General features: G+C 55.6%; 15 protein-coding genes. 5 read left to right on the top strand and 10 right to left on the bottom strand.

Translation table 11 applies throughout. From position 1 onward, the window contains the following. Window positions 1-25 precede the first annotated feature (25 nt). Together ABGT88_RS01420 and ABGT88_RS01415 are read right to left on the bottom strand one after the other, a co-directional pair. Entirely contained in the window at window positions 26-1,084 is a 1,059-nt protein-coding gene (locus ABGT88_RS01420) for a glycosyltransferase family 9 protein (protein WP_258327816.1), read from the bottom strand. A gap of 14 nt (window positions 1,085-1,098) precedes the next feature. Continuing rightward, a complete protein-coding gene (locus ABGT88_RS01415) occupies window positions 1,099-1,701 on the bottom strand; it encodes a DUF4254 domain-containing protein (RefSeq protein ID WP_258327817.1) in 603 nt (200 codons plus the stop codon). 187 nt (window positions 1,702-1,888) lie between these two features. Here ABGT88_RS01415 and pdxB point away from each other — a divergent pair, with 187 nt between their 5' ends. From pdxB to ABGT88_RS01390, 5 genes are all read left to right on the top strand, one after another. Beyond that, a complete protein-coding gene (gene pdxB, locus ABGT88_RS01410) occupies window positions 1,889-3,004 on the top strand; it encodes a 4-phosphoerythronate dehydrogenase PdxB (protein WP_346700001.1) in 1,116 nt (371 codons plus the stop codon). A 239-nt stretch (window positions 3,005-3,243) separates the two neighbouring features. After that, entirely contained in the window at window positions 3,244-3,495 is a 252-nt protein-coding gene (locus ABGT88_RS01405) for an acyl carrier protein (RefSeq protein ID WP_025278500.1), read from the top strand. 4 nt (window positions 3,496-3,499) lie between these two features. Beyond that, window positions 3,500-4,762, top strand: a complete 1,263-nt coding sequence (gene fabF, locus ABGT88_RS01400) for a beta-ketoacyl-ACP synthase II (RefSeq protein ID WP_087409479.1) — start codon at window positions 3,500-3,502, stop codon at window positions 4,760-4,762. 38 nt (window positions 4,763-4,800) lie between these two features. Beyond that, window positions 4,801-5,556, top strand: coding sequence for a ribonuclease III (rnc, locus tag ABGT88_RS01395; RefSeq protein ID WP_087409478.1), 756 nt, complete (start codon window positions 4,801-4,803; stop codon window positions 5,554-5,556). A gap of 71 nt (window positions 5,557-5,627) precedes the next feature. Then, the gene (locus ABGT88_RS01390; protein WP_346699999.1) at window positions 5,628-7,130 is read left to right on the top strand and encodes a GH3 auxin-responsive promoter family protein; all 1,503 of its coding nucleotides are present in this window, start codon (window positions 5,628-5,630) and stop codon (window positions 7,128-7,130) included. Between the two features lie 126 nt (window positions 7,131-7,256). Here the strand turns inward: ABGT88_RS01390 and metG are convergent, their stop codons facing one another. The 8 genes from metG to ABGT88_RS01350 all read right to left on the bottom strand — a co-directional run bounded on the left by metG (window position 7,257) and on the right by ABGT88_RS01350 (window position 24,215). Next, window positions 7,257-9,299 (bottom strand): methionine--tRNA ligase, encoded by a 2,043-nt coding sequence (gene metG / locus ABGT88_RS01385; protein WP_346699997.1) that lies wholly within the window; start codon window positions 9,297-9,299, stop codon window positions 7,257-7,259. Between the two features lie 485 nt (window positions 9,300-9,784). Continuing rightward, window positions 9,785-11,839: an alpha-amylase family glycosyl hydrolase gene (locus ABGT88_RS01380; RefSeq protein ID WP_346699995.1), complete on the bottom strand. Its 2,055-nt coding sequence runs from the start codon at window positions 11,837-11,839 to the stop codon at window positions 9,785-9,787. Between the two features lie 138 nt (window positions 11,840-11,977). Further along, window positions 11,978-13,951: a SusF/SusE family outer membrane protein gene (locus ABGT88_RS01375; RefSeq protein WP_346699993.1), complete on the bottom strand. Its 1,974-nt coding sequence runs from the start codon at window positions 13,949-13,951 to the stop codon at window positions 11,978-11,980. A gap of 27 nt (window positions 13,952-13,978) precedes the next feature. Further along, window positions 13,979-15,088, bottom strand: a complete 1,110-nt coding sequence (locus ABGT88_RS01370) for a SusE domain-containing protein (RefSeq protein WP_087407777.1) — start codon at window positions 15,086-15,088, stop codon at window positions 13,979-13,981. A gap of 40 nt (window positions 15,089-15,128) precedes the next feature. Further along, window positions 15,129-16,766, bottom strand: coding sequence for a RagB/SusD family nutrient uptake outer membrane protein (locus ABGT88_RS01365; protein ID WP_346699991.1), 1,638 nt, complete (start codon window positions 16,764-16,766; stop codon window positions 15,129-15,131). Between the two features lie 20 nt (window positions 16,767-16,786). Continuing rightward, window positions 16,787-19,759, bottom strand: a complete 2,973-nt coding sequence (locus tag ABGT88_RS01360) for a TonB-dependent receptor (protein WP_346699989.1) — start codon at window positions 19,757-19,759, stop codon at window positions 16,787-16,789. A 275-nt stretch (window positions 19,760-20,034) separates the two neighbouring features. Beyond that, window positions 20,035-22,218 carry a glycoside hydrolase family 97 protein gene (locus tag ABGT88_RS01355; protein ID WP_087407780.1) on the bottom strand — a complete coding sequence of 728 codons (2,184 nt, stop codon included), beginning with the start codon at window positions 22,216-22,218 and terminating at the stop codon, window positions 20,035-20,037. Window positions 22,219-22,385: 167 nt separating this feature from the next. Continuing rightward, window positions 22,386-24,215 (bottom strand): glycoside hydrolase family 13 protein, encoded by a 1,830-nt coding sequence (locus ABGT88_RS01350; RefSeq protein WP_241147798.1) that lies wholly within the window; start codon window positions 24,213-24,215, stop codon window positions 22,386-22,388. Between the last annotated feature and the right edge of the window lie 90 nt (window positions 24,216-24,305).

Below are 24,305 nucleotides of genomic sequence, written 5' to 3'. Positions count from 1 at the left end.
TCGACCCGGCAGCCTATCTCTACTATTACGCTTGCGAGGCCCGAGCCCGCAGATTTTTCACCCGCTCGACAATGACAGCCGGTGCTATATCCAGGCAGGCATAGTCTTTCCGATAGCACGGTTTGTTGCCAAAGATGGAACAAGGACGGCAATCGAGCGACAACTGCACTACATTCGCCTCGCTCTGATGCCACCCCAGGAATCCGCAACAGGGATGGGTGGCTCCCCACACCGAAACGACCGGCACCGCTACCAGCGAGGCCAGGTGCATGTTGGCCGAGTCCATCGAGACCATCACGTCGAGATGACTCATCAATGCCAGCTCGATGGCAAAACCGTGACGTTTGTCGGCCAGGGAAGTTACATGGGGATAGCGCTCCTGCCAGACGGAGAGGATGTCGCGCTCACGTTCGCCCGACCCGAACAAGAACAGCTTTACATGCGGTTCGGCAGCCAGCTTGGCCACCACATTTTCCATACGATCGAGCGGATAAATCTTACCCTCATGCTTGGCAAAGGGGGCTATGCCTACCCAATACTCGCCCGGTTGCTTGGGCGGCGTCAAGTGAGAGTAGAGCCCCTCGTCGCCCTTTTCGGTGCCGAACAGCGAACCGAAATCGGGCGTGAACTTGAATCCCAACGCGGTGAATACCTCGCCATAGCGTTCGAACGAAGTGCGCAGCGGATGCAACGCCTCGCACTTGTGGCGGGCGGTAATCTGCTTTTTCTCCTGGCGGCCCTTGTCGATGACGGCTACCCGAATGCCCCACATCTTAAAAAAAATTCGCAGGAACTTCGTGCGCAACACATCGTGCAAATCGGCCACGGCGTCAATCGACAGTGCCCGCATCTCTTTGGCCAGTTCGTAGAGCCCGCCGATACCTTTGTGGCGACCCTTCACATCGGCCACCACTACTTGCAAATTGCGCGGAGCCTGCAGAAAAAGTTGCGAAGCCACCTTCTGGGTGAGCATGACGAAAGTCGTGTCGGGATTGGCCCTACACACCGAGTAAACAATAGGTATGGTCATGGCTACATCGCCCAGAGCCGACAGTCGAATAATTAAAACCTTGCTATACGACATACTCCCGACCCCTGCTACTTTTTATACAAAACCGGGTTCAGTGCCGGATCGTTGTACATCTTCATCTGTTTATATACCTTCATATATTTACGGCCGGCCTCGATCTCGTCGAGCAGTTGGTCGATGGCCGCAGAGAGGTCGGCTCGCTGTTCGAGCAGCACGCGCAACTTGGCCCGGCACTTCTCCACATGCTCGGGCGACGCATCCTTGCGCTCTACCTCCTGCTGCATGTGATAGATTTTCACGGCCAGAATCGACAGCCGGTCTATGGCCCAGGCCGGGCTCTCGGTATTTATGGTAGCATCGCTCTTCACCTCGACGTCGGCATATTTCTTCAGAAAATAGTCGTCGATCATCTCGACCAAATCGGTACGCTCCTGATTCGACTTGTCGATGCGCCGCTTGATAGCCAACGCCTCCTTGGGGTCGATGTCGGGGTTGCGGATAATATCTTCCAGGTGCCATTGAACCACATCGATCCAGTTTTTCAGACACAGATAATATTCAATACTTCCTTCGGCATACGGATTTTCCAACGAAGCATCCACATTATCGAACCGATGATAATATTGTGTGGTGTTCCAAAAAATGTGATTACAGGTTTCTGCAAAAGTCATAGTTCCCAATCGTTATGAGCACACCTGTTTTTCTGTAAGGCTCTTGTCGACAAGCCTGGTGTACCCGGGTTTCATTTTACAAACATAAGAATAGTTTTAGGAAAAACCATTATTTTCACAATATAAAAATAGTTCTTCGATACAATCCTGCAAAAATTTCGTACCTTTGGATAAAAAGCAGACAATTATGACTACGATTCCATACATTATAGCCGATAACAAGATACCCTATTTAAAGGGTGTACTCGAGCCCTATGCCCGTATCGACTACCTTTCGCCCGACCGGATAGACGCCGACGCCGTGCGCGACGCCGACATTCTTTTGATACGTACCCGCACGAAGTGCAACAGCCAACTGCTCGACCAGAGCCGTTGCCGATACATTGCCACGGCTACAATCGGATACGACCACATCGACGCCGCCTATTGCCGCGAACGGGGCATCGAGTGGGTGAACTGCCCCGGCTGCAACGCCGCATCGGTGGGCCAATACATACTCGCCTCGCTGCTGGCCTGGAGCAAGAGCCACCGCAAGCCGCTGCACGAATGCACACTGGGCGTGGTGGGTGTAGGCCATGTGGGCAGCATCGTGGCCCGGTATGCCCGGTTGCTGGGCATGCGGGTTCTCCTGAACGACCCTCCGCGCGAGGAGGCCGAGGGTGCGGCCGGGTTTACCCCGCTCGAGACCGTCTGTCGCGAAGCCGACATCATCACCTTTCACACCCCGCTGACTCGAACCGGCAAATATCCCACCTACCACCTGGCCGATACCCGGTTCTTCGATGCGCTCTCCCGCTCGCCGCTCCTCATCAATACGGCCCGGGGCGAAATCGTGGAGACCGAGGCCCTGAAACAGGCCTTGAAGCAGAAGCAGGTGGCAGCCGTCGTGCTCGACTGCTGGGAAAACGAACCCCACATCGACCGGGAACTGCTCGAACAGGCTTTCATCGCCACCCCCCACATCGCCGGATATTCGGCCGACGGCAAGTCGACCGCTACCCGCATGATTGTCGAGGCCGTGAGCCGGTGGATCGGGTGCAACATTCCCACACAACACATCGCTCCCCCTGCCCCGGCGCAACCGCATATCGACCTCGCCGGTATACCTACGCCTCTGCAAAAGGCGGTGTGGGACACCTACAACCCCTTCGACGACGACCTCAGGCTGCGCAAGTCGCCCGAGACCTTCGAGATGCAACGCGGACTCTATCCATTGCGGCGGGAATTCGGAGCCTACCACGTAGCGGGAGCATCGGCAACCGACCGTATCATTTTAGAAAAATTAGGCTTTCGCATTGAATAAATATACACATATTTATAGCCGGGACTTAAAGAAAAAGTATTGTCCCACACAACAAAAAGAGACTGTTTTAGAACATAGAAGAGGATAAAAGTGGCTTATTTTTGCACAAAAACCCGATAAATGTGCAAAAAATGAGTAATTTATAAGGGAAAATTTTTTTTGTTCGGAGAAAAATATATTCCTTTGCAGTTGCAAAAAATAAGAACGTTAATTTATTTATTAATTAAAATTTGAAAATTATGTCTGACGTAGCATCAACAGTAAAAGAAATTATCGTAGAAAAATTGGGTGTTAAAGAATCAGAGGTAACTCCCGAAGCCAACTTCACCAACGACCTCGGTGCCGATTCTTTGGACACTGTTGAAATGATCATGGAGTTCGAGACTAAGTTCGACATCAAGATCCCTGACGATCAAGCAGAAAAAATTACGACTGTAGGTGAGGCTATCGCTCACATCGAAAAAGCTATCGCAGAGAAAGAGAATAAATAATTTTATGGAGCTTAAAAGAGTTGTAGTAACAGGTCTTGGCGCAATCACTCCGCTGGGAAACGATGTCCCCACGACATGGGACAACCTGCTGAAAGGAGTAAGCGGAGCAGGACCTATTACGCTTTTCGACGCATCTGAATTCAAGACTCAATTCGCTTGCGAGGTAAAGGACTTCGACCCGCTGAAATACTTCAACGCCAAGGAGGTTCGTAAACTCGACCGCTATACCCAGTTTGCTCTGGCCGCTACGCAAGAGAGCATGGCCGACTCGGGTCTCGACCTCGAGAAAGTAAACAAAGACCGTGCCGGTGTTATCTTCTCGGCCGGTATCGGCGGTATCAGCACCTTTGAGCAAGAGGTAGGAAACTATGCCGTTGCCCCCGAAAAAGGGCCGCGCTTCAGCCCCTTCTTCATTCCCAAGATGATTGCCGACATTGCCGCAGGACAAATCTCCATGCAGTACGGTTTCCGGGGTCCCAACTTCGGTATCGTATCGGCCTGCGCATCGTCCACCCATGCCCTTATCGACGCTTATAACTATATCCGTCTGGGCAAAGCCGACTTGATCGTATCGGGTGGTGCCGAAGCTGCAATCACAGTATCGGGAGTAGGTGGATTCAATGCCATGCACGCACTCTCTACCCGCAACGATTCGCCCACGACGGCATCGCGTCCGTTCAGCGCTTCGCGCGACGGCTTCGTAATGGGTGAAGGTAGTGCCTGCCTTATTCTTGAAGAACTGGAACACGCATTGGCCCGTGGGGCTAAGATCTATGCCGAAGTCGTAGGTGGCGGTATGTCGGCCGACGCTTATCACCTGACGGCTACTCACCCCGAAGGCTTAGGTGCCAAACTCGTGATGCAAAACGCTCTCGACGATGCCCACATGGCTCCCGAAGAGATCGACTACATCAACGTGCACGGTACATCGACCCCCGTCGGTGACAAATCAGAAGCCAAAGCGATTTTGGAAGTATTCGGCGATCACGCCTATAACCTCAACATCAGCTCGACCAAGTCGATGACCGGTCACCTGCTGGGCGCTACCGGCGCACTCGAGGCTCTTATCTGCGTGAAGACTATCGACGAAAGCATCGTACCTCCCACCATCAATCATGCCGAGGGCGACGACGATCCCGAAATCGACAGCAAGTTGAATTTCACATTCAACCAGGCACAGAAACGCGAAGTAAACGCCGCTCTGTCCAACACCTTTGGTTTCGGCGGACACAATGCCAGCATAATCGTAAAGAAATTCACGAAATAAACGTGCTTAAAACGATTTATAACCGTATAAGGCTCCTTATGCTTCGTCATAAGGAGCCTTATGTTCTATACCACGACCTGTTGGGGTTCTGGCCCAACGACATACACCTGTACGAGGTGGCCTGCCTGCACAGCTCCTCGTCGATTTGCGAACAGGGGAAACGCATCAACAACGAGCGCCTCGAGTTCCTGGGCGACGCCATTCTCGATGCCATCGTGGCCGACATCCTCTTCCACCGGTTCGGCGACCGCAAGGAGGGGTTCCTCACCAACACGCGAGCCAAGATTGTCAAGCGCGAGTCGCTCAACGAGATTGCCCTGAAGATTGGGCTCGACCGCTTTATCACCTGCTCCATGCACATCAGCTCGCACAACAGCTACCTGTATGGCAATGCCTTCGAGGCCCTCATCGGCGCCATCTACCTCGACCAGGGATATGAGTTTTGCAAGCGGTTTGTCGAGACACGCATCATCGACTCGTTTATCGACCTCGACAAACTCTCGAAAGAGGAGAGCAACTTCAAATCACGACTTATCGAGTGGTGCCAGAAACACAAAATCGACATCCAGTTTGCCCTGGTCGAAACGCTGGTCGACCAGAACAACAACCCGGTATTCCAGTCGCAAGCCCTGCTGGGCGGCATCTCGGGCGGCATCGGTATCGGATACTCCAAAAAAGAGTCGCAACAGAATGCGGCCCACATTGCCATAGGCCGGCTCCACAAAGACAAAGAGTTTCGGCAAATGGTACTGGCAACCGTCCACAAAAACGACAATCCCGAGATTGTCATATAAAAATCACAAGCCTACGATAGGAATCACACGAGAATTTTTTATTTTTGCTCCGCATTGAAAACTTGCGACAAATGAATCTCACGAAGTGGTTACGCCCGGTATTTGACAAACGACTCGCCCAAATCGATCGCTATGCCGAATATGGCGACATCATACAACAAAAAACACTGATCGACCTGCTGCGAAAGGCCCGGAAAACACGACTGGGCACCACCTTCCGGTTCGACGAAATAAACTCCTACAAAAGTTTCACCGAGCGCGTACCCATCAGCGGCTACGAGGAGCTAAAGCCCTACATCGAACGCACGATGCAAGGCGAGCAGAATATCCTGTGGCCTACCCCCATACGGCACTTTGCCAAATCGTCGGGCACGACCAACGACAAGAGCAAGTTCATCCCCGTGAGCGCCGAGGCGCTGCGCTATTGCCACTATCAGGGAGGAGCCGATTGCGTGGCCCTCTATCTGCGAGCCAACCCCGAAAGCCGCTTCTTCTCGGGCAAAGGGCTCATACTGGGAGGCAGCCGGGCACAGAATCCTTTCGGGCAGGCCTATTGCGGCGACCTCTCGGCCATCCTCATCCAGAACATCAGCCCGCTGGTCAACCTCATCCGGGTGCCCTCGAAAAAGATTGCCCTCATGAGCGAGTGGGACACCAAACTCGAGGCCATCGCCAACAGCACCATCGGCCGGCGCGACATCACCAACCTCTCGGGGGTCCCCTCGTGGTTCCTGGTCCTCATCAAGCATATCCTGAACAAGAGCGGACGGCAGGACCTTTCGGAGGTGTGGCCCAACCTCGAGGTGTTTTTCCACGGAGGCATCAGCTTTGCCCCCTATCGCGAGCAATACCGCCAACTTATCTCCAGCCCCCGGATGCACTATGTCGAGACCTACAACGCCTCGGAGGGCTTCTTTGCCGTGCAGAACGACCTGACCACACCCGGCATGCTGCTGCTCATCGACCTGGGTATCTTCTTCGAATTTATCCCCCTGGGCGGAGCGCTCGAGCAGGCGGTTCCCCTGTGGGAGGTGGAGGCCGGGCACAACTACGAACTGGTCATCACCTCGAACGGCGGCTTGTGGCGGTACCGCATGGGCGACACCGTGAAGGTACTCTCGACACACCCGCTGAAGATTTGCGTATCGGGCCGCACCAAGCACTACATCAACGCCTTCGGCGAGGAGCTGATGGTCGACAATGCCGAGCAGGCCATTGCCCGCACCTGCGAGCAGACGGGCGCCAGCGTGCTCAACTACACGGCAGCCCCGGTATACATGACCGACCACAGCAAGGGGCGGCACCAGTGGCTCATCGAGTTCAGCAAACTGCCCGTACCGGTCGAGGAGTTTGCCCAACGGCTCGACCAGAACCTGCAAAACCTCAACTCCGACTACGAAGCCAAGCGATTCAAGAGCATCGCCCTCGAGTGCCTCGAGGTAATCCCGGCCCAACCGGGCATATTCGACGACTGGCTGCGAGACCACAACAAACTGGGCGGCCAGCACAAGATTCCGCGCCTCTACAACCGTCGCGACATCATCGAGGAGATACTCCAGTACAACAACCGATAAGGCCACAGAAGAGCCGAAATAGGGCTCTACGAGTCTCTCGCTCTCTTCTTCAACCATACGAAAAGAGCCCCGCACGGATGATTCGTGCGGGGCTCTTTCTGTATCACGATTTTATCGTACGTCTCTCTATTTCACCTCCGAACCCGGAGTAATCTCGTCGGTAGCCGGCGAGATGACAATCAGTCGGCCATCGGCATCCTCAGCCGAGAGTATCATGCCCTGCGACTCGATGCCCTTCAGTTTACGGGGTTCGAGATTGGCCACGAAGCAGACATTCTTGCCCACCAGATCCTCGGGCTTGTAGTGTTTGGCAATACCCGACACGATGGTGCGGCCGCCCAGACCGTCGTCGATGCGGAACTGCAGCAGCTTGTCGGCCTTGGGCACCTTCTGGCACTCGAGCACTTTACCCACGCGGATGTCGAGTTTGGCAAAGTCGTCGAAGGCCACATTCTCGCGCACCGGCGCAGCCTTGTGGTTCTTCAGCTCGTTGGCCTTCTTGGTCTCCAGCAGTTTGTTCACCTGAGCCTCAATCACGCTGTCGTCGATCTTCTCGAAGAGCAGCTCGGGTTTGCCCAGTTCGGCACCGGCCGGCAGGATGTCGGTACGGCCCAGCATGTTCCAGTCGCAGTGACCCATGTGGAGCATGCCGCGCAACTTCTCGGCCGAGAAGGGCAAGAAGGGCTCGAAGGCAATCGCCAGATTGGCCGTAATCTGCAAAGCCAGATTCAAGATGGTAGCCACCCGCGGCATGTCGGTCTTGGCCAACTTCCAGGGCTCGGTATCGGCCAGATACTTGTTGCCGATACGGGCCAGGTTCATGGCCTCCTTGAGGGCATCGCGGAAGCGGTAGTGGTCGAGATAATTCTCTACCGAAGCCTTCACGTCGGCAAACTCCTTCAAGGTTTCGCGGTCGTAGTCGGTCAACTCGCCGGCCTCGGGCACCTTGCCGTCGAAATATTTGTGGGTAAGCACCAGGGCACGGTTCACAAAGTTGCCCAGGATAGCCACCAGCTCGTTGTTGTTGCGGGCCTGGAAGTCCTTCCAGGTAAAGTCGTTGTCTTTCGTCTCGGGCGCATTGGCCGTGAGCACATAGCGCAGCACGTCCTGCTTGCCGGGGAAGTCCTCGAGATACTCGTGCAGCCATACGGCCCAGTTGCGCGAGGTCGAAATCTTGTCGCCCTCGAGGTTGAGGAACTCGTTGGCCGGCACATTGTCGGGCAAGATGTAGCTGCCCTCAGCCTTCAGCATGGCCGGGAATACGATACAGTGGAACACGATATTGTCCTTACCGATGAAGTGCACCATCTTCGTCTCGGAGTCTTTCCAGTAGAGCTTCCACGTATCGGGCAGCAACTCCTTGGTATTCGAGATGTAACCGATGGGAGCATCGAACCACACATAGAGCACCTTGCCCTCGGCCCCTTCGACCGGCACCGGCACACCCCAGTCGAGGTCGCGGCTCACGGCCCGAGGTTGCAGCCCCATATCGAGCCACGACTTGCACTGGCCGTAAACATTGGGTTTCCACTCCTTGTGCTCATCGAGAATCCAGTGACGCAGGAAGGGCTCCCACTTGTCGAGCGGCAGATACCAATGTTTCGTCTCGCGCAACACCGGTTTGTTGCCCGTGATGGCCGACTTGGGATTGATGAGGTCGGTCGCATTCAGCGAAGTACCACAAGCCTCGCACTGGTCGCCATAGGCGTGCTCGTTGCCGCAGTGCGGACAGGTACCCGTGATATAGCGGTCGGCGAGGAACTGGTTGGCCTCCTCGTCGTAATACTGCATCGAGGTCTTCTCGATAAACTCGCCCTTGTCGTACAGTTTGCGGAAGAAATCGGAAGCCATTTGCGTGTGGATGGCCGAAGTCGTGCGCGAGTAAATATCGAACGATATGCCAAACTCCTCGAACGATTTCTTAATAATGTTGTGGTAGCGGTCCACAATATCCTGCGGGGTCACCCCCTCGGCTTTGGCCTTGATGGTGATGGGCACACCGTGCTCATCGCTACCGCCTATCATAATCACATCTTCGCCCTTCAAGCGCAGATACCGTGTGTAGATATCTGCCGGTACATACACACCTGCCAGGTGACCTATATGCACAGGACCGTTGGCATAGGGCAATGCGGTCGTAACCAGCGTACGTTTGAATTTCTTCTCCATATTTCCTTAATTTCTATCCAGTTAAATACAACCTTAGGGGTATTTTCCCCACCGATTTCCGCACGGTCGGTATCCAGGTTCCCGCACGGTTTTCGGCATTTTGTACAAAGATAGTGAAAGGTGAGCGCAGAGGCAAATGGAAAACGAAGTTTTCAACATTTGTCTATGCCGAACCGACTCCTATCTTATCCAAAGATAGTGAAAGGTGAGCGCAAAAAGACCAAACTTGTTTGAGTTTTTTTGCCGAACCGCATCCTGGCTTATCCAAAGATAGCGAAAGGTGAGCGCAAAAAAGCCAAACTTGTTTGAGTTTTTTTGCCAAACCGCATCCTGACTTATTCAAAGTCCAAGAGAGAAACGGGACTCCAGGACCTTCGGGCAACCCGCCATAAACCAAGCGACGGCCCCGCAAAGAGGCCGCCGCTTACCAATTACACTATCACGTTTCCACCGTCGGTCGGGGCTCTCAAGCGCCCGACACCCGGTCAGTTGTTCTTCAACAGATAGACTACCGACGAATAGGCCCCAAGCCTGAGGGTAGTCGTCTCGCCCTCTACCTTCGAGGCCACCGTACCCGATGTGGCCACAGCCTTCTCTATCGGGTCGAGAAGCGGCAGACTGATAATGGCACTCCCGAAATTGTGCACGACCAGTACCCGCTGGTCGCCCTCCGTCATATACCAGGCGGCAACCGTGGGATATTGCGTATTCTCCTCGTTATAGACCTCGTGCCGCGACATCGTACCCGAGGCCAAAGCCGGATAGGTCTGCCGCACGTGAGCAAAAGTGAGATAGGTGTTCAGGAGCGAAGCCGCATCGGTTTGCTGCTCGCTCACCGGCTTCACCTGCGAGGCTACCGAGGGGTCTACCTTGGAGGTGTAGCTCGTGGTGTAGCTGTCGCCCCAGAGCATGGGACTGCGCACATACTCGTCGCCATTCGCCTTGGTGCCATAGATGCCCAGCTCTTCGCCATAATAGATATAGGGCGAACCCGGTGCCGTGAGCAAAACGGCCGCAGCCAGGCGGCACTTGTTGGCCGAGCGGTTCAGCTTCGAGGCCGCCCGGTCCTCGTCGTGGTTGCTCAGTTTGGTCGCCCGGATATAGTCGGGTCGATAAGCGGCATACTCCTCCTGATACGAAAGCAGGTCTTTGACCAGATAGCAGCCCTGGTTGTTGTTGATGGCCCACTCTACCCGATACCAGAACGAGAACTCGAACAGAGCCGGCAACCCCTGGTAATAGGGAGCCACCTCGTTGTGCTCCGAAAGCACCTCGCCCACCATGTAGAAGTCGTCGGTGTGGCCCTGCTGCTTGTAATAGCTGTTCATGTCGTCGTAGAAGAGGCGCAGGAAACGGGGGTTCTCGTCGGAGGTGGCATTGTGGTAGATGTGCTTCACGGCATCGAGGCGGAAGCCCCCTACCCCACGGTCTATCCAACCCTTGGCCGCACGGCTGATGGCCTGATAGGCGGGCGACTCGGCCGCCTGGTCTACGGGACCGTAGTTCAAATCGGCAAACCAGTCGGTACCGAAAGCCGAGTGGAAATACCACATCTCCATCCCCTCGAGCAGAATATTCTGGGCATTCTCGCCCTGCTTCAGGGCAAAGGGCTCTCCCAACCGGGCCTGGTCGCCCTGCCGGGCCGCACCATATTTGTAGTTGCCCCACTGGGTGTTGCTGGTGCGAATGAGGAATCCCCACGACGAAGCAAAATCGACCGTCAGCTCGTAGATGCCGTTCCCCTTGTCGTAGAACTTTTTGCAGACGGCATCGCCGTAGTACAGATACTTGTCGCTACTGGTCGAAGGGCTCGTGTTGTCGGCGTCGACATCGGCCCGGGAGGCCTGGGTCACCGTGACCGTGGGTTGAGACGGCGAGCTCCAGTCGAGGGTAAAGGTGTAGTAGCCGCCGGCCTCGGTAGGCACGGCAAACCATTCGCCCGACTTATAGCCGGCTGCCCCCTCGCTGGCAATCATGGGCACCCGACCGGCCTGAATATCGGCCGCCGGATCTTGCGAAAAGGTGTAATAGTCGCGATAGGGATTGTCGAGCGACGAGGTGGCCTGGGTAAACCAGGGGTGATTGCGACCCGTGTGGTTCATCACGTAGTCGAGATAGATGGTTATGCCCCGCGCCCGGGCCTCGCTCACCAGCCGGTCGAAGTCGTCGAGGGTGCCGTATTGCGGATTCACCGCTGTATAGTCGGTCACGTCGTAACCGTGGTACGACATGGCGGGGTGTATGGGCGACAACCAGATGGCCGTGATGCCCAACTGTTGCAAGTAATCGAGTTTGGCGGTGATGCCGTTGAAGTCGCCCGTACCGTCGCCATCGCTGTCGGCAAACGAGTAGACGAGCAACTGATAGGTGATGTCGGCCCGCGGAGTACCGTCCCACTCGTCGGGCGAGGGAACCACATCGGTCCATTGGCCCGAACCGCCGGCCCCGTTATCGTCGCCCACAAAGTGCTCTTCGGTGCACGCCGTACCGGCGAACAACAGGCTACACCCTATCAGGAATGAGAATAGAAACTTTTTCATACTGTCTTGTCCATAATCGTAAATTGCGATGCACATCTCCCGCAAGAGAGCTGCGGTCATCGGGAATAAAAAGAGAGAGACCGGTCTCTGCCCGGATACCCGGGGCCCGGCCAGTCTCTCTGTGCTATCGGATTTCTGCTATTGAGCGGTAAGTGTGCAGTACATCTGTGTGCTGCCGGTGCGTTGCAGGTACATCTCTACGAGATAGTTACCCGCATCGGTTACAGCTATGTTACCCCCTTTGAATACGAGATCGTCCAAAGAGCCTCCCAAGTCGATACCCGAATCCCAAGAGCCGTTGGCCCGGAACTTCATCTCACCGGCCGTGAGGGCTACCGTACAGCTCCAGCAACCCTTCTCGGCGTCGTAGGTCATGGGCGTTTCACTGTCCCATCCGCCGGGAGTAGCGGCTCCGATGAGGCCCCAACTCTCGATGAGGGTAGCCTTGAGACTCTGCGTCATCACGTCGGCCTCGATGTAGTAGAAGCCCGGAGTAGCCATGTTGATGTTGGTGCTTTCGCTGGCAGGAGCAAGCCCCTCGCTATACTCGGTGAAGTGCGTGCTGTTGTACTCGCCACCGTCCCAGTTACGAGCCAGGGTAAACTTGAACTCACCGTCCAGACGGCTGAAGCCGGTATAGACACCGTTCATCTCGAGCGACCGCAGGGCCGGAGCCGTAGCGGGATCCCACGACGTGGGAGTCTGGTGGTTACCGGGTACATAGATAAACTCTTCGGTGGGGAAGGCCGTGCTTACAATCTTGGCCACATAGGGATGCTTGCTCACGTCGAGAGTCACGTTATACTCACCGGTAGGTCTGTCGAAGACGATATTGGGAGTTCCGTCGGAGAAGCTGCCCTCGCCATCGATGGCATAGCCCCAGTTGTTGTTGGCACGATACTTATACTCGCCGCTCTCGGTCAAGGTGGTCTTCAGGGTGAAGGTGTTGGAGGCGGCATCGTAGGCCATGGGCGTCTCAGCATCCCAGCCACCGGGGGTAGCATTACCGATCATACCCATGCTCTCGATCTTCACCAGGATAAAGTTCTTGAACTTGATATTGGCACATACACGATACAAACCGGGTTCTACGCCTATGGCGCTACCACCCTCGGTCAAGGCCCCACTGGCTACCAGGTTGCCGTTGGCATCGTTGGCAAACTGGGCATCGCCGCCATATTCTACCTGGGCATCACCATCCTCAAAGGTGAAGGTAGCTGCCTCGGCAAAGTTGACGAAGCACTCGAAGAGTCCCTTTTGTGCCGTACTTTGAGGTATCTGCTTGTCGGTGCCTTTCAACGTGATGAAGGCGGGGAAGTTGGCTTTGTAGGTAGTCACCGTCATGGTGGCAGGAGCCGAGGGCAACCCCTCTTCACACGAAGGCGAATAGGCCTTTACGGTGAAGGAGACTTCGCTGGCGGCACCCTCGACAGCCCCGGCACTCACAAAGAGTTCGTTCCACGCGTCGACCGTAAGGGTGCAGGAGGTTTCGGTCAGGCCGGTAGCGGCGACAACAGGCTCACCCCCTCCGCAACTTACCAACACGTCGTAGGTGATGGCCTCGTTGTAGTTCAGCCGGGCCGGCTCCCAGGTGAGCAACGTGAGCTCCTCGGTGAGGTTGTTGATGTCGAGCGTGAACTCGCTCTCGGCCGGTGTGGCTACGGCCGAAATAAAGTTGCCGTAGGAGTAGACGGTCATCATCAGCTCGGCCGATTTGTAAACCGCCTCGGCATCGGCAGCCTCGACATAGAAGTTAAGGTCGAAGGTCGAGTTTTCGGGAATGGCGGTAATGCCCTCCAGCAAGGTGCGGAATGCGGTCTTACTCATCGTGAGGGTCAGAGCCGAGGTGCTCCCGCCTACCTGCACGGGCTCTTCCTGCCCATACTTCACGAAGAGCGAATAGGTCACATCGCCCTTCAGGAAACGGGCGGCGGTCCAGGCCCACCGGATAGGTTCGTCCATGGTGTTCTGGGTCATCAGGATGCTCCCGTTGTTTTGCAACGAGGGAGCCACAGGAGCCGTCGAGAAGGTATCTTCCGGGTCGTCCTGACACCCCGTGGCGGCCATCAGGGAGATGGCTGCTATGGCTATGTATTTGAGATATTTTATCATGATTGTATCGATTAAAGGTTATCGGTTTTATTGTTTTTGAAATTCCAGTACATAGGGGGTGCGGTTGGCGTGGAGCACGACCACGAAGGTTCCGCTCTCGGGCACCTTGAGGTTGTCGCCACCGGCTGCCAGCACGAAACCGCCGGGCACATCGGTACTGGTCGAGCCGTCACCGCCCCAGTTGGTAGTCCAGGCACCATCGGCACGCACCTTCAACTCCTTGCCGCCCTCCAGTTCGAGGGGTGCGGTCTTCCAGGTATTGTCGGTCCAGTCATAAACCAGAGGTGCATCGGCACCGTCGGCCCAACCCGAGAAGTCGCCGGCCAGCCCCAGGGTCTTACCTATGGGTGTCTGCGTGATAGACATGGCCACGGTATTGACCGACAAGGCATAGATGTTGGTCTCGGTAATGGGCAGGTTGAGGTTGTTGTCGTTGTTCTCCACGTTGGTCCAGTTCGACTGCAACGCACTGTAACCCCAGTTGGCATCGGACCACGACCGGGCCACCGTCACCTTGAAGTAGGAGTTTTCGCCATCGGTAGGCGTGCAATCCGAGGGGATGGAGAGGTCGACCATGCACTCGTAGGTATTGGTTCCGCCACCGGTCTCCCAGAACTGGGATGCCTGGTCGATGGTCCACTTGTTGAACTCGCCGCACAGGAACAGCCACTTAAGCGGGGCGGCATAGGTCTGTACCGAGAAGGGATTGGAGAGGGGCGATTTCACCACCTCGGCATAGGCGGCACTGGCAATCTGGGCCGATACATAGGCGGTCACACCCTCGGCCTTGTCGTTTTTGGTCACACCCAGGCTATTGATCACCACGCCATTCAGGTCGCCCTTCTTCACGGCCAGCGAGGTGCCGTTGGTCGTTCCCAACAAGCCCTCTTTCTCGCCCAGGGTGAGATAGACCGAATAGAGTATCTGCACCGGCTGCCCGAAGTCGGCCGGAGTCCACGAGAAGATGACATTCTCGTCGTCGGAGTTGTCGGCATTGACAACCACGTTGCCGCAATCGCTCATGACGGGAGCCACAAAGTCGGCAGGCGCATTGAGTTGCGGAGTATCTATCTCCGTTTCGCAGCCGGCCAGCAGGGCTACCGCTGCGAATAATGCTATATTTTTGAATAGTTTCATAATCGTTTCTTATTGAGGATTGATGATATTGTGGTGATGATTAGTAACCCGGATTCTGCGTGAGGTTGGAGTTCTCGGCCACGTCGTTGTCGAGCAGCGGGAATATGGTGCGATAGGCCGGAATCTCTACGGCTCCGGTGGGCACACCGCCCTTGTAGGGCCAGGGGAAACTCATGGAGGTGAAGTAGCCGTAACGAATGAGGTCGGTACGACGGTGACCCTCCATCATCAACTCGCAGGCACGCTCTTTCAGGATGAAGTCGAGGTCGATCGATGCGGGAGTATCGAGCCCGGCACGGTCGCGCAACTGCTTGATATAACCGAGGGCCTTGGCGTCGGTGGTAATGCCGTTGTCCAGGCGGGCTTGTGCCTCGGCGTAGATGAGGTACATCTCGGCCAGACGAATCACGGGGAAGTCGGCCGACGAGAAGTTGTTGTCGAGGTGGAGCTGGTTTTGAGAATCCATGCTGTTGAACTTCCAGCAACGCCAGCCGGTCTCGGCCACCTTCAGGTCGAACTCTTTCTCGCAACCCGTGTTGCAGAAGAAGGCGCGCTTGTCGCTGCCCTCGCGGTCGTAACCGATGCCGGTACCGCCCCACGATACATTCTTCATCTCGAAGTTGGCCTCTACGTATTCGTTGGGAATGTGGTATCCGTTCCAACGCTCGGGCGACATGAAGGTGTTGTCGCCGAAGCCCAGCTCCTTGGCAATGGCCTGACTGGCTGCATCGTGCACGCTACCGCTCACCAGGTGGGTGGTTCCGCCCCAGCTCTGCATCTGGTTGCTGTCGTAACCGATGGCAAAAATCATCTCTTTCTGAGCGTCGGGATTCTCGCCGTTATCCTGCAGGAAGAGGTGGGCATAGTTCGAGCACAAGCCGTAACCCATGCCAATCACCTTCTCGGCTGCCGTGCGGGCATCTTCCCAGCGGGGTGTGCCGGTATAGACCTCGGCATTGAGGTAGAGACGGGCCAGCAAAGCCTGTGCACTGCCTTTCGTGGCACGCGGATAGGGAACCTCGCCTACGTTGGGCATGGCGCTGTTGGGGTCGGCCAGTGCTTTCAACTCACTCTCGATCCAGGCAAACAGCGCCGGACGTCCTATCTGCGTCGGCAGCGAACCGCCACCGATGTTCTCTTCGGTAGCAAACGGCGGGTTGCCATACAGATCCATCAACACGAAATAGGCATAGGCGCGCAGGAAACGGGCCTCGGCAATCAGTCCGGGCAGACCGTCCATCTCGCGGCCTGTGGCACGGGTAAGGAACTCGTTGGCACGGGTAACCGTGATGAGACCACGGGTGTAGGTGGCCACCAGGGCGGCATTACCGCCGGCTGTCCACGAAGCCGTTTGGGTCTCGGTAATGTAGCTGTCGCCCCAGATACATTTCATGGCGTCGGTACTCATCTCGTTCAGCACCACAATCTGGCGGATAAACTCGCTCTGTCCGGCATCGTCGACATTGATGTCGGCCTTTCCCGGGTCATTCTGGCTCGACAGCGAGAAGGAGCCGTAGATGTAGGCCAGTCCCCGTTGAAAGTCCTGTATGTTCTGGTAGGCCGTTTCGCCGGTCTTGTCTGTCTCGTTCAGAGGTACGGTATCCAGGTCGCCGAGACAGGAGGTCATCGAGAGCGCCGTCGCTGCGATGGCCAGTGTATAATATATCAGTTTTTTCATAATGCTGTGTCTTAGGGTAGTTAGAAGTTAATGTTGAGTCGCAAGGTGTAGAGACGGGGACGGGGAATGAGGTTCTGGTCCACACCGTCGAGTTCGCCGCTGCTGTTGACCGTGAGTTCGGGGTCGAGGCCGCTGTACTTGGTGATGACAAATACATTCTGTACCGAAGCACCGATGCGGATTTTACCCTTCCAGTTCTTGATTTTGTCGAAGGTGTAGCCTACGTTGATGTCGTCCATGCGGAAGAACGAGGCATCCTCGAGGAACATGTCGGAGAAGTGCTGGAACTCGGTGAGGCTCTCGGTCCAACCGGTCTTCTGGCAAATGGGCATGAGGTTGTCGATGTAGCCCTTGGTGTAGTCGTCCTTGTAACCGCTGGAGTTATCCTTGGCCACCTTGTTGAGGGCATAGCCGCCCAGTGAACCGTGGGCATTGAAACCGAAGTCCCAGTTCTTGTACACGATTTGCGTGCTGATACCGAAATAGAAATAGGGCATGATGCTCTTGCCGGTTACATAGCGGTCGTCCTGCGCGATTTGGCCGTCGCCGTTGCGGTCGACCAGCGCATTCTCTATGGGGTTGCCGTTGGAGTCGTATACCTGTTGGAAGAGGTGATAGGTGTAGGGAGCATAGCCTACCCGGTAGAGCGACGAGTATCCGCTGGTACCGCTCAGGTTGGAACCGACGCGTACGCCCAGATAGTCCTCGGTAGGCACATTGCTCAGCTTGGTGATTTTGGTGTCTTGCCAGGTACCGTTCAGGTTGATGTCCCAGTGCAGGTCTTTGGTCTCGATGGGTACGAAGCTCAAGTTCACCTCTACACCCTTGTTTTCCATGTCGCCTACGTTGGTAATCACCGTGTTGGAGAAGTTGGAGCCGAGCGGCGTGGTGATGTCGTTGAGCAGGTCGTAGGTGTGACGCAGATAAGCATCCACGCTACCGCTGATGCGGCCGTTCAGGAAGCCGAAGTCGACACCCACGTTGTAGGTTTCGGTGGTCTCCCACTTGATATTCTTGTTGTAGGCCATGGGCGAGATGGTGTAGGCATAGCCGTCAACGCCGTCGCCCAAACCGGGGAATCCGGGAATCATCATGTTGGGGCTGGTCGAGATGACATACCGCGGCTGATAGGCGTAGCAGTTGTCCATACCGATGTCCTGCTGACCGGTGCGACCCCAACCCAACCGAATTTTCAAGTTGGAGAGCGGTGTCTGGTGGTCCTTGATAAAGTCTTCTTCCACGATATTCCAGGCAAAGGCGGCCGAGGGGAAGAGACCCCAGCGGTTCTCCTTGGAGAAACGCGAAGAGGCATCGTCGCGCAACGAGAAGGTGAACAGGTATTTCGAGTCGATCGAGTAGTTTACACGGCCGAAGAACGAGAGCAGGTAATACTCACGACGGTCCGAGGGGCTGTCGAGGTAAACCTCGTCGCGGTTGGCGTTATAGAACGAGATGTTGTCGTACTTCACATAGTTGTGTTGCCAGGAGTAACCGGCCATCACGTCGAGGTGGTGGATACCGAACTGCTTGTTGTAGTTGGCATACAGCTCGAGCAGCGTGTTGGAGTTGATGTTGGCATACTCTTCGTAGAGGTCGCGACCCGACATGTTGTTGCGAGCCGAGGTTACCGACCCGAGAGCGGCATATTTGTAGCCGTCGGTACGAGCCACGTCGTAACCCAGGTTCAGGTTCAGGCGCAGGTCTTCGAGGCCGTGAATCTTATAGTCCAACTGCACGTTACCCAACGAACGCCACGAGTCGTTGCGGTTGGTATAGTCGTAGAGTTGCGACAGGGGGTTGATGCCGTAGTTGGTACTTACCTGACCGCCCACGTTCCAGTTCCAGTAGCCGTTGAAGAGCTCTTTGTTGATGCTGCCGTCGGCATTGCGGAAGTAGGGTTCCTGCGTCGGGGTGAAGGAGATGGCGCTGCCCACGGCTCCCGAGTTGGGATAGTTGGCCTTGTTGTAGATACCCTTGGCGTTGATGTTCACGCTCAGGTGGTCATCGAAGAATTTGGGAGTCATGCTTATCGAGAGATTGGCACGCTGGTTGTCGCCCACCTTCAACGTAGCCTCGTCGTAGGTGTAGCCCATGCTCACCCGATAGGGGAACTTGCCTTTCACATTGCCATAGACACTCAGGTTCTGGTCGGTCGTGAAGGCCGTGCGGTAGATGAGGTCCTGCCAGTTGGTATTGGCCGTACCCATGAGCGACTCTACGGTCTCCAGACGGCTGGTGCCGGCATAGGTGCTGCGCATGTAGTCGCGATATTGGTCGCCCGTCATCACGTCGAGTGTCGAGCTGTTCTGTTTCAAACTGTAGCTGGAGTTGTAGCTCACCTGCACATTCTTGCCGGTGCCCTTCTTGGTGGTGATGATAATCACACCATTCGAAGCACGCGAACCGTAGATGGCGGTGGCCGAAGCATCCTTCAATACCGTATAGGTGTCGATGTCGTTGGGGTTGACCGATGCCAGCGGGTTGGCCATGCCGGCACCACCCTCGGCCGTAACAGGTACCCCGTCGATTACGATCAAGGGGTCGTTCTTGGCCTTCAACGAAGCGGCGCCACGAATACGAATCGTTGCACTACCGGTGGGGTCGCCCGCTGCGGGAGTAACCAACAGGCCCGGTACCTTGCCCTGCAGCATCTGGTCGGGCGAGGTGACGGCACCACGGTTGATGTCCTCGGCCTTGATGGCGGTAATCGAACCGGTGAGGTCGGTCTTTTTCACCGTACCGTAACCAATCACAACCACCTCGTCAAGCAGCTCTTCGTTTTCGTGCAAAACAAATTTCATCAACTCGCTGGCGGGTTGTTCCTGAGGTTGATAGCCAATGTACGAAACGGCGATGATGTCGCCCTTGTTGGCCTTGATGGTAAAGTTTCCGTCGATATTGGTACTCGTTCCGTTGCCAGTTCCCTTCACCAGGACGTTGGCTCCGATAATAGCCATACCCGTGTTGTCCAATACAACACCCTTCACTGTCATGCTCTGTGCGAAAGCATGTGCAGGTAGCAAGAAACCTACTATACACCATAATAGGATTTTGCTCGCAATTTTCAGAATTTTTCTTTTCATGTTATTAGCTTAAAGTAAAAAGGTTTCTTAATATTATTGGAATCATCGAATGCAGGCTTCTCCAGACATAACGCCTTTGCGGCTACGAATCAATGACTTCAGTGAAAATACCGTATGCCTCCGCGATAGAGAAAGAGGCCGGGCTCCCCGACGGGAGCCTCGACTTCTTTCACGAGGAGAGAAATTTACTTAATCTCTTTAATCGAGATGGCGTATCCGCCACCCACGGCTGCGGTAAGTTTGAGTTTGCTCTTGTTGGTTACTTTCTTGTGAGTAATGGTATAGGCCTGCGGATTGGTCTCCCAGTGGGCATCCTTGGCGTCGGCATAGATGGTGGCCTCGTACTTCTTGCCCGGGGTGAGGAAGTCGAGCACGAGCTCCGACTTATGTCCGTTATAACCGGCCGTACAGCCTATGTACCAGTCGTCGGTCCCCTTGGCCCGGCGGGCTATGGTGATGTATTCGCCCGGCTCGGCCTCCAGGTATTTGCTCTCGTCCCAGTCGATGGCCACATCCTTGATGAACTGGAAGGCATCGGGGAAACGCTGGTAGTTCTCGGGAATGTCGGCAGCCATCTGCAGCGGGCTGTACATGGTCACATAGAGGGCCAGCTGACGGGCCAGCGTGGTGCGGGCACGCGAGGTGTTCGAGGGGGTCATCTTGCTGCAATCGGTCTCGAAGATACCCGGGGTGTAGTCCATCGGGCCGCCAATGAGGCGGGTAAAGGGCAGAATGGTGGTGTGGTTCACGTGGTTGCCGCCGAATGCCTCGTACTCGGTACCCCGGGCCGACTCGTTGGCAATGAGGTTGGGATAGGTGCGGCACAACCCGGTGGGGCGCACGGCCTCGTGGGCATTGACCATGATCTTATAGTCGGCAGCCTTGTCTACGGCATAGAGGTAGTGGTTGACCATCCATTGCCCGTAGTGATGTTCGCCACGGGGAATGATGTCGCCCACATATCCGCTCTTGACGGCATGGTAACCGTTGTCGACCATGAAGCGGTAGGCATTGTCCATGTGACGCTCGTAGTTGCGTACCGACGAGGAGGTCTCGTGGTGCATGATCATCTCCACCCCTTTCTCGGCGGCATAGCGGTGAATCTCCTGCACGTCGAAGTCGGGATAGGGAGTTACGAAATCGAATACATAGTCCTTGCTGTTTCCGAACCAGTCTTCCCAACCGATGTTCCAGCCTTCGACCAGCACGGCATCGAAACCGTTGGCCGCCGCAAAGTCGATGTAGCGCTTCACGTTCTCGGTGTTGGCCGAGTGGGTGCCATTGGGCTTGGTCTTGGAGTAGTCGGTCTCGTCCAGATGCACGCTATACAGGTCGTTGGTATAGGCCCAGGTGCCTTTGCCGGTAATCATATCCCACCAGATGCCGATGTATTTCGTCGGTTTTATCCAGGAGGTATCGGTGAGTTTGCAAGGTTCGTTCAGGTTGAGGGTGATGCGCGAGGCGAGGATGTCGCGGGCATCGTCGCTCACGATAATCGTGCGCCAGGGCGAACGGCAGGGGGTCTGCATGTAGCCCTTGTCGCCTTTGGCATCGGGGGTGAGCCACGACTCGAACACCAGGTTCTTGTCGTCGAGGTTCAGGTGCATGCACGAGTAATCGACCAGAGCGGCTTCGTGCAGGTTGATGTAGAGGCCGTCGTCGGTCTTCATCATCAGGGCCGTCTGCACGCCTGTGGGCGAGAAGGGAGTTTGCGACGAGTTGGGCGTAATGGCTTGCTTCATCAGCCCCCGAATCTCGGAGAGGCGCGAAGTGGTGTAGTCGTACTCCTGGGTATCGTAGTCGCCCGGAATCCAGAAGGCGGTATGGTCGCCGGCCATGGCAAACTGAGAGTGCTCCTCCTTGATAACGAAATAGTTGAGCTCTTTCTGCTGCGGGAACTCGTAGCGGAAGCCCAGACCATCGTTGAACAGCCGGAAGCGAATGACAATCTGACGTTTGTTCTGAGGCTGGTCGAGGGTCACGGCCAGCTCGTTGTAGTGGTTGCGTATCTGGCTCTCTTCGCCCCAAACCGGAGTCCAGGTCTCGTCGAAACTCGATGTCTGAGTCTGGGCCACCGTGAATCCGTTCATCAGATTGGCCTTGGCTTCCAGCCCTTCGATTTTTTTCGGACCGGAGAGTTGAAAGTCGGTTTGTGCGTTGGGGTCCTCCTGCTTGAGTTCCAGACCCAGGGTGCTGGTCTTGATGACCGGCTTTCCTTTATAAGACAAATCGTAGGCAGGTGCCCCGTTGGCAGTGAGGCTGAAGTTCATCACCAGATTGCCGTCTGGCGAAACCAACTGCTGGCCATTCGACAGGATGGGTATACATACCATGGCCCCGGCCAGGATGAGATGTTTGATGCTATTCATGGTGCGTTTTTTTGGTTAACTTGTTACGTGTTTGAGTTTGGTTTCAAAATTAGAGGATAAAGAGCCCTTTCTATTCGGATAGAATAAATTTATAAACGCTTTATCTTCTCAAACTTCTTATTTACAAACAATTGAATCTTTCGCTCCACCGAAATATTATAAACGGTTTAGAAGCAGAGCAGCAGCGATTCGCGAGGCTCGAGCGAGAGTTTCTCCCCCAGTTCGACCGTGCGGCCGCTCAAGAAGTCGGTAGCCGAAGCTGCGGGCAACACCTCGCGATAGGGAGTGAGGTTGATCTCTTGCGGCTCGTCCGACCCGTTCATAATCACAACGGCCGAATGCTCGCCATACTTCCGCTCATACACATATACGTTACTCATTATCGAGAAGTGGGTCAGACTTCCTTTCCCGATTACGTCGTTGCCCTTACGCCAGTTCAACAGCTTGCGGGTGTAGTCGAAGGCTTCGTTTTGCAGGTCGGAGCGCCCCTCGGCCGTGAAGCAGTCGCTCTTGTCGCCCGACCAGCCGCCGGGGAAGTCGCGACGCAGCATACCGTCGCCTTCGCTCTTGTCGGCCGCCATCACAATCTCGGTGCCGTAGTAGAGTTGCGGGATGCCGCGTGTGGTGAGCAGGAAGAGCAGCGCCTGTTTGTAGCGGGTGAGGTTGGCGGTATCCTCCGCTTTCTTGTAGAAACGCGAGGTGTCGTGGTTGTCGAGGAAGATGAGCAGACTCATGGGATTGGGATAGACCAGGTCTTGCGTGAGGTAGTCGTACAACCGGTAGAGGCCGCCGCCCCAGTCGGTCGTCTCCTCGTCAAAGGCTTTGTTCATCAGGTCGGTGAGGGGGAAGTCCATGACGGTGGGCAGGTTGGAGTTGCGGGGTGCAGCCAGCCGGCTGTCCTTCTGCCAGAACGACACCAGCACATTGCTGTTGAGCCACGTCTCGCCCACGATGTTGAAGCGGGGATACTCGTCGAGTACCTCGCGACACCACTGCGACATGAAGTCGAAATCGGCATAGGGGTGCGTATCCTGGCGGATGCCGTTGATACCGGCATACTCGATCCACCAGATGCTGCTCTGAATCAGGTAGCGGGCCACGTGGCGGTTGCGGTGGTTCAAGTCGGGCATCACCTGGGTAAACCAGCCGTCGGTAGCCAGCCGACGCTCATACTCGCTGGCATGGATGTCCTGCACGCTGGCCGTCTTGAATGAGGTCTGGGTATAGTGCGACTTGAAGTTGAACCAGTCGGTCGAGGGCTTATCCTTGAACAGGTAGTTCTCGCTGCCGCAGTGGTTGAAAATCATATCCATCACCACCTTCAGCCCCTTCTGGTGAGCCTGCTCGGCCAACGCCTTGAACTCCTCGTTGCTGCCCAGGCGGCGGTCTACCTGATAGTAGTCGGTGATGGCATAGCCGTGATACGAACCGTCGGGCATGTCGTTTTCCTGGATGGGATTGAGCCAGATGGTGGTCACGCCCAAATCGGCCAGATAGTCGAGGTGGTCGGCCACCCCCTTCAGGTCGCCGCCGTGGCGGGCATACTGTCCGTTGCGGTCGACCTTATTCTCCAACATGCCGGGCACCACGTCGTTGTCGGGGTTACCGTTGGCAAATCGGTCGGGCATAATCAGATAGAGTACATCCGAGGCGGTAAAGCCCTCGATGTCGTTGCCGTTCCGGCTGCGGGCTTTCAGCTCATAGGGGACCGTAACGACCTTTTTTCCCTTCTTCAGCACAATGTCGAAGGTCTGCGGAGCCGCCTCGGAGAGGTCGACATACAACAACAGGTAGTTGGGATTGGTCTGTTTCACGACCTCTTTCAGCTCTACGTCGCGACTCGAGAGGGTCACGTCGCAGGCGGCAATGCGGTCGCCATACAATAAAATCTGTAACTCCGGATTCTTCATACCCGCCCACCAGAAGGTAGGGGCAACTTTCTTTACAATCGGTGCAGAGGCAAAGAGATGAGCCGGCCAAATCAAGAAGCTAAACATGATGATAAACAATGTGCAGGTCCTTTTCATACTATTAGAATATTGGTGTATACAAATATAAAAAAAATGTGAACGTAGCCATGGAATTAG

It is taken from the genome of Barnesiella sp. An22, from assembly GCF_963931395.1.
In the GTDB taxonomy this organism is placed as follows: Bacteria; Bacteroidota; Bacteroidia; order Bacteroidales; family Barnesiellaceae; genus Barnesiella; species Barnesiella merdigallinarum.
This window is presented reverse-complemented; position numbering and strand designations above follow the sequence as displayed.